General features: G+C 51.2%; 6 protein-coding genes. 2 read left to right on the top strand and 4 right to left on the bottom strand.

From position 1 onward, the window contains the following. Positions 1–285: 285 nt before the first annotated feature. Positions 286–639 (bottom strand): hypothetical protein, encoded by a 354-nt coding sequence (locus AC559G_RS23665; protein WP_498915098.1) that lies wholly within the window; start codon positions 637–639, stop codon positions 286–288. 430 nt (positions 640–1,069) lie between these two features. After that, positions 1,070–2,161: a redox-regulated ATPase YchF gene (gene ychF / locus AC559G_RS23660; protein WP_279025740.1), complete on the bottom strand. Its 1,092-nt coding sequence runs from the start codon at positions 2,159–2,161 to the stop codon at positions 1,070–1,072. A gap of 333 nt (positions 2,162–2,494) precedes the next feature. Here ychF and AC559G_RS23655 point away from each other — a divergent pair, with 333 nt between their 5' ends. Then, complete coding sequence (locus AC559G_RS23655; RefSeq protein ID WP_498915097.1) at positions 2,495–3,952, top strand: SulP family inorganic anion transporter; 1,458 nt, start codon at positions 2,495–2,497, stop codon at positions 3,950–3,952. Positions 3,953–4,477: 525 nt separating this feature from the next. Here the strand turns inward: AC559G_RS23655 and pth are convergent. After that, positions 4,478–5,068 (bottom strand): aminoacyl-tRNA hydrolase, encoded by a 591-nt coding sequence (gene pth, locus AC559G_RS23650; protein ID WP_095844578.1) that lies wholly within the window; start codon positions 5,066–5,068, stop codon positions 4,478–4,480. A 352-nt stretch (positions 5,069–5,420) separates the two neighbouring features. On the opposite strand from pth, the gene ychH reads away from it, so the two are divergent. Beyond that, a complete protein-coding gene (gene ychH / locus AC559G_RS23645) occupies positions 5,421–5,699 on the top strand; it encodes a stress-induced protein YchH (RefSeq protein WP_121554567.1) in 279 nt (92 codons plus the stop codon). Between the two features lie 171 nt (positions 5,700–5,870). Here ychH and prs read toward each other — a convergent pair whose 3' ends face one another. Further along, positions 5,871–6,818, bottom strand: a complete 948-nt coding sequence (gene prs / locus AC559G_RS23640) for a ribose-phosphate diphosphokinase (protein WP_095844576.1) — start codon at positions 6,816–6,818, stop codon at positions 5,871–5,873. Positions 6,819–6,941: the final 123 nt, after the last annotated feature.

Genomic DNA, 6,941 nt, shown 5'->3' with positions numbered 1-6,941 from the left:
TGCTGGCGAAACTCCGGGGTATATTGATTACGGGATGTCTTCTTCACAGATTTTGCTTGCGTCATGGTTCACCTTGTTAACGATTTTACTCGCTTAACAGCGTGTCCACTATTCGTGGGTAGGATCACAGCTACTGCAAGTGAAAGGAATATCAATCCTCGTCCGGCACCGGACAAGCGCTGCATTTTGATATTTACTTCATGGTTGGACTTGCCGGCCGATTGCACCACCGCACTGTAAACAGCATCTTTCTGTGAAACAGAAATATGATTAAAGTTAACTTTATCACCGTACAACGCCTTTGTTTTGTAGGCTATCAGTTGTCTTGCCTTGCGCCTTCATTTTTTGCGCCAGTGCTTTGCCGACAGGTGTGCTTCGGTAACGGATGAGCTCCATCAGAAGGTTGCGCGTCTGGTTTGCCTCTTCCGCTGCTTTTTCCCAGCTAATGATGCCGCGTGAGGCCTTGGCGTAGAGATCGTCAGACATGGCTTTGATGCGGCGTGAGTACTCAAGTCTGAGCTTTGGATCAACGTACAATACGCCTGAAGCAGCATTCACATCACCCTGTAGCGTTGCGATTACCCGGTCCAGCTTTTTCTTTCCTTCACCATCAAGAGATGCAAGTAAAGCAGTATCCATAGCGCTTTCACCCTGTGTTCGTAGTACCACACAGACTAGCAACGAAGTGATGGATTGGAAATAACTCAGATGATTTGGAATGGGCAAAAAAAACGAGCAATCTTTACCAACCCCTTGCCCACCAAGGGCTCTGCACGAGGTAGTGTTTATTGGCGTTCGATGTGTAAGTTCGCCGGGTTGGCTTTGCTGCTTTTACTAATGCAAGAGCAGAACCCTAGGGGGGACTAAGGCCGATTGATTTTAACCCTACTATTCAGTGTCATTCCTGATAGGTTTCGAGGAATCGTACTTTTCCCTGTTAGTATCGCCGGTTCATAGCGAGATTACATGAGACATAATGAAAACAAAAATCCACGCAATTGCGTGGATTTTAAGGGCTTTTGCAATTCTCATGAGATTCACTGAAACCTCATGAGACAACAAATTTTAATTAGACGTTAAACAAGAAGTTCATGATATCGCCGTCTTTAACGATATAGTCTTTACCTTCTGAACGCATTTTGCCGGCTTCTTTTGCCCCTTGCTCGCCTTTGTACGTGATGAAATCTTCATAGGCGATGGTTTGGGCGCGGATAAAGCCTTTTTCAAAGTCGGTATGGATTTTGCCGGCGGCCTGTGGTGCCGTTGCGCCGACCGGAATGGTCCAGGCGCGGACTTCTTTCACACCGGCGGTGAAATAGGTCTGCAGGTTCAGCAGTTCATAACCGGCGCGGATCACGCGGTTCAGGCCGGGTTCTTCCAGGCCGAGCTCAGCCATGAACTCGTCGCGCTCGTCATCTTCCAGTTCGGCAATATCGGATTCCACCGCAGCGCATACGGCAACCACCACAGAACCTTCTGCCGCAGCGATTTCACGCACTTTATCCAGATACGGATTGTTCTCAAAACCGTCTTCGTTCACGTTGGCGATGTACATGGTCGGTTTTAGCGTCAGGAAACTCAGGTAGCGGATGGCGGCCTTATCTTCCGGGGTCAGATCCAACACGCGCAGCATACCGGCGTTTTCCAGGTGCGGCAGGCATTTTTCCAATGCGGCCAGCTCGGCTTTGGCGTCTTTATCGCCGCCTTTGGCTTTCTTCTGCACGCGGTGCATGGCGCGCTCGCAGGTTTCCAGATCGGAAAGGGCCAGCTCGGTATTGATAACGTCGATATCTTCCGCAGGATCAACCTTGCCGGAAACGTGCACGATATTGTCATTTTCAAAGCAGCGCACCACGTGGCCGATAGCTTCGGTTTCACGGATGTTGGTCAGGAACTGGTTGCCCAGGCCTTCGCCTTTGGATGCGCCTTTAACCAGGCCGGCGATGTCGACAAACTCCATCGTGGTCGGCAGGATACGCTGGGGTTTGACGATCTCGGCCAGTTTATCCAGACGCGGATCGGGCATCGGCACCACACCGGTGTTTGGTTCAATGGTGCAGAACGGGAAGTTGGCTGCTTCAATGCCCGCTTTGGTCAACGCGTTGAACAGGGTGGATTTGCCAACGTTAGGCAGACCGACGATACCGCATTTGAATCCCATGTTTATATCACCTTAAATATCTTAACTATCAGATGGTTAAAGTTAACCAACCGTATAAATGGCAAAATTATGGCGCCATTATACACGTAATGCGCCTTTATCTCGACTCACTGTTGTTGCTGCACCGTTTAGCACCGGTGCCGAACGGGCGTTTGTCATTGAGATATCGATCACATTTCAACATACTGGCACGCAATGTTGGCAAAACACATCTGCGCCCGGAATGCAGCGAAACGGTGCCGTCGCCTGAGCGCCGTTAACGTTTCTGCTTGCAGTCGAACCGCCGCGTAACGGTTAACTGGCGCAGGTATGATGAATAAATTTGGGAAGTTTATGTTTAACATAAAAAATATCAGGTTTTCTGATATTAAAAATGAAGTGCTGGCCGGTTTTGTCGTCGCGGTATCCATGGTGCCGGAAGCGGTTGGCTTTGCGTTGGTTGCCGGGTTTTCACCGATCGTTGGGCTGCACACCGCGTTTATCATCGGTTTGACCACTGCGTTATTCGGCGGTAAGCCTGGTATGGTTTCAGGGGCTGCGGGTTCGATCGTGGTAGTGCTTATGGGGTTGGCGGCGCAGCATGGCATGCAATACGTGCTGTGGGCGACCATTTTTGCCGGCATTATCCAGATCCTGATTGGGGCGTTCCGCCTGGGGAAATTTATTCGTCTGGTGCCACTACCGGCGATCCACGGCTTTGTTAACGGGCTGGCGATCGTGATTATGTTAGCCCAACTGCATATGATCGCCGGTCAGGGGATGCTGATGTATGCGCTGGTGCTATTGGCGATACTGGTGGTGGTGCTGTTCCCCCGTTTGACCAAGGTTATCCCGTCGTCGCTGGCGGCGTTGATTATTATTTCTGCGTTGGCTATCGGCCTGCACCTGAACACGCTGCGGGTCGGCGATTTGGCGGATATTTCCGGCACCTTGCCGCATTTGGGGTTGCCGTTGGCGGCATTTAACCTGGAGATGCTGCGCGTGGTGTTGCCTTATGCCTTAGTGATTGCGCTGGTGGGCCTGATTGAATCACTGCTTACGATGACCGTGCTGGATGATATGGGCGGCAGCAAAGGCGATGGCAACCGGGAGAGTATCGCGCAGGGGGCCGGCAACGCCCTTTGCGGCCTGTTTGGCTGTTTTGCCGGCTGTGCGATGATTGGGCAATCGATCATCAATTTCACCTCCGGCGGGCGCGGGCGCATTTCATCCACCCTCGGCGCGCTGTTGTTAATACTCTTTGTGGTTAGCCTTTCGGCGTATATTGGCGTGATCCCGGTTGCCGCCCTGGCCGGTATTATGCTGGTGGTGTGCTACAACACCTTTGAATGGAGTTCACTGCGCCGTTTTAAACATATGCCTAAAGCCGACCGAATTATTTTGATTGTGGTAACGGCCATTACGATTTATGCGGACCTGGCCGTGGCGGTGATAAGCGGGGTGATTATCTCGGCGTTGGTATTTGCCTGGCAGCATGCGCGTATTACGCTGCGTGCCGTTAAGCACGAAGAGGAACAGGTCATCTATTTTTTACAGGGGCCGTTATTCTTTGGTTCGGCAACCGCTTTTGCCGAACTCTTTCGGCCGGAAAATGATCCCGCCACCGTGGTGTTGGATTTTGCGCAAACGCGGGTGTTAGATTCCAGCGGCGTAGAGGCGATTGATAAACTGACCGCCCGCTATATGGCCGAGGGGAAAACTATCCGCCTGCGCCACCTGAGCGAAGACTGTATCCATCTGCTCAAACTGGCCGGTCCTTTCTGCAGCCATGAGCTGGATGGGCCTCAATAAACCGGCATCAACGTGCCGATATACGGCCCTGAGGGGCCGTTACCTGCCACGTTCAAATTTGTACGGCTTGGCACCCAATCACGTCACTTTCTGAAGCAAGAATTTTCCCATTATTTGGGGCGGAACATATGTTTTTTTAATTTTTATAGTAGTGGTGCATACCTCCGCTGAATAATATATTTCTTGCTTATGTTATTTTAATAAAATAGCAGTTTTATTGATGCTTAAATTAATTGTTCGTTTTTTGATTTTCAGCTAAAGTGCGGATCCTTAAATATGCATTGGGAATGGAATCCACATGTTGGCTATATTGTTTCTATTAATCTTTATTTCAATATTTGCGTTCTATAAACATGCGCGTCTTGTTCATAAACGGAGGATTATTGTGCATGGCAAGGCGCGCTATAACAGCAATCTTTTCGGCGGCAGCATAATAAAATAGAGGCATACCCGTTCTACTTTAAGCCGCAGATGTATTGGTTTTATTACTCGGCCCATCCTTGGGCCGCCCCCATAGCCAGGCGTTTAGCTGCCGGCTTTGAAAGTATGAAGGCGATTCATCGCTTTCGTCATGCCTTCTTGCAATAACAGCTCGGTACAGCGCAAGGATTCATCAATCGCTTCATCGATGAGGGCCTGTTCGGTTGCCGGCGGTTTGCCCAGCACAAAACCCACGACTTTATTTCTATCACCCGGGTGGCCAATGCCGATCCGCAAACGATAGAAATTAGGGTTATTACCCAACTTGCTCTGGATATCTTTAAGGCCGTTATGGCCGCCATTGCCGCCCCCCAGTTTCAATTTGGCAACGCCAGGCGGCAGGTCCAGTTCGTCATGCGCCACCAGGATTTCATCGGGCGCAATGCGGTAAAACGTCGCCATTGCGGCGACGGCTTTGCCGCTCAGGTTCATGAAGGTGGTTGGCACCAACAGGCGCACGTCGTTGCCGGCCAAGTTCAGGCGGGCGGTATAGCCGAAGAATTTGCTCTCTTCTTTCAGCGCCTGGTTATGGCGCCCGGCCAGGAGATCAACATACCACGCCCCGGCATTGTGCCGCGTTTGGGCATATTCAGCGCCTGGGTTAGCCAGGCCGACAATTAATTTGATACTGCTCACTGAAAATTCACTTTAGCTGGGATAGAGAAAGAGAACTAGTCTACCTTCCCACGGGCGGAATGACAAAAACCCGGCGTACGCGCAGGTGGGGGGCATAAGAGATCATTTCATTAACATTGTTAATAATTTCGCTACCGAAATAGCGCGAAGGCCTGATGGCCTTTTGGTGCTGCTGTTGTCCCCAGTGGTGATTAATACGCTGTTTACGTAAAGATTTGTCAGTGTTTATTGCTATTATGTGATCGTTAACGCAACAACGCCGCCGATAAGTTTCCTATACTTAACTCATCAAACAGGATTAATCATTCATCCCACTTTGCTGATGAAATATGTGACTCGATGGAGGTGACATATGAAACGTAAAAATGCAGACCGGCTTGGTAATACCCTTATGGGGCTTGGCCTGGTAGTGATGATTGGCGGCGTCGGGTATTCGATTATTGCCGAAGTCTCCCAGTTTAATCTGCCGCAGTTTTTCTCACATGGCGCGGTTTTGAGCATTTTTGTTGGCGCCTTGCTGTGGCTGGTCGGGGCCAGAGTGAGTGGTCATGAACGGGTTGCCGATCGCTATTGGTGGGTCAAACACTTCGACAAACGCTGCCGGGATAACCAGCACCGCGCTTCGCATTAAGCGTAAGTGAAAGGCTGAAGCACCGCGTTTGCCACTAATCCGGGCGTGAGGCTTGGGCTGATGATGAAAAAACAGAAAACCCGTTGATGCAGGGCGTCAACGGGTTTTGCTTTTCTGCCGCAAAATTACGCGATAACCGGGTATGGCATGCATGGCCATGCCCGGTTACAATTAATGCTCGAACATGGCAGAAATTGACTCTTCGTTGCTGATGCGGCGGATAGCTTCAGCCAGCATGCCGGAGAGGGTCAGGGTACGGACGTTTTTCAGCGCTTTGATTTCCGGTGACAGCGGAATGGTGTCACAAACAATCACTTCATCAATCACCGAGTTTTTGATGTTGTCTACGGCGCTGCCAGAGAAGATTGGGTGCGTTGCGTAGGCAAACACGCGTTTGGCTCCACGATCTTTCAACGCCTCGGCCGCTTTGCACAGGGTGCCGCCGGTATCAATCATGTCGTCCACCAGCACGCAATCGCGGCCTGCAACGTCACCAATAATGTGCATCACCTGAGAAACGTTTGCGCGTGGGCGACGTTTATCGATGATGGCCATGTCGGTATCGTTGAGCAGTTTGGCGATAGCGCGGGCACGCACAACGCCGCCGATATCCGGTGAAACCACGATCGGGTTTTCCAGATCCTGTTGCAGCATGTCTTCCAGCAGGATAGGGCTACCAAACACGTTATCGACCGGCACATCAAAAAAGCCTTGGATCTGCTCGGCGTGCAGATCAACCGTCAGAACACGGTCAACGCCTACGCTAGAGAGGAAATCGGCAACCACTTTGGCGGTGATTGGCACACGTGCCGAACGCACACGGCGATCCTGGCGCGCGTAGCCGAAGTAAGGGATAACGGCGGTAATTCGCCCTGCGGAGGCGCGGCGCAGGGCATCGACCATAACAACCAACTCCATCAGGTTGTCATTGGTGGGTGCGCAGGTGGACTGGATGATGAAAATATCACCGCCGCGTACGTTTTCGTTGATTTGCACGCTCACTTCGCCGTCGCTAAAACGACCTACAGCGGCGTCACCAAGGCTGGTGTACAAACGGTTGGCAATACGTTGTGCTAGTTCGGGGATGGCGTTACCAGCAAAAAGCTTCATATCAGGCACGAGAAGAACCTCAGGCTTGCGTCCAGAGAAGATATTGTCATACGGCCTTCGCTAAGGGGCTGTTAGCGACGCCGGCGCAATATGCATACGGGTATGTAAAACTGCATGAAACCGCAGGCAGCG

The sequence above is a fragment of the Gibbsiella greigii genome (genome assembly GCF_039540155.1).
GTDB lineage: Bacteria > Pseudomonadota > Gammaproteobacteria > Enterobacterales > Enterobacteriaceae > Gibbsiella > Gibbsiella quercinecans.
Note: the sequence above shows the minus strand (reverse complement) of the source record. Positions and strands in the feature narration are given on the sequence as shown.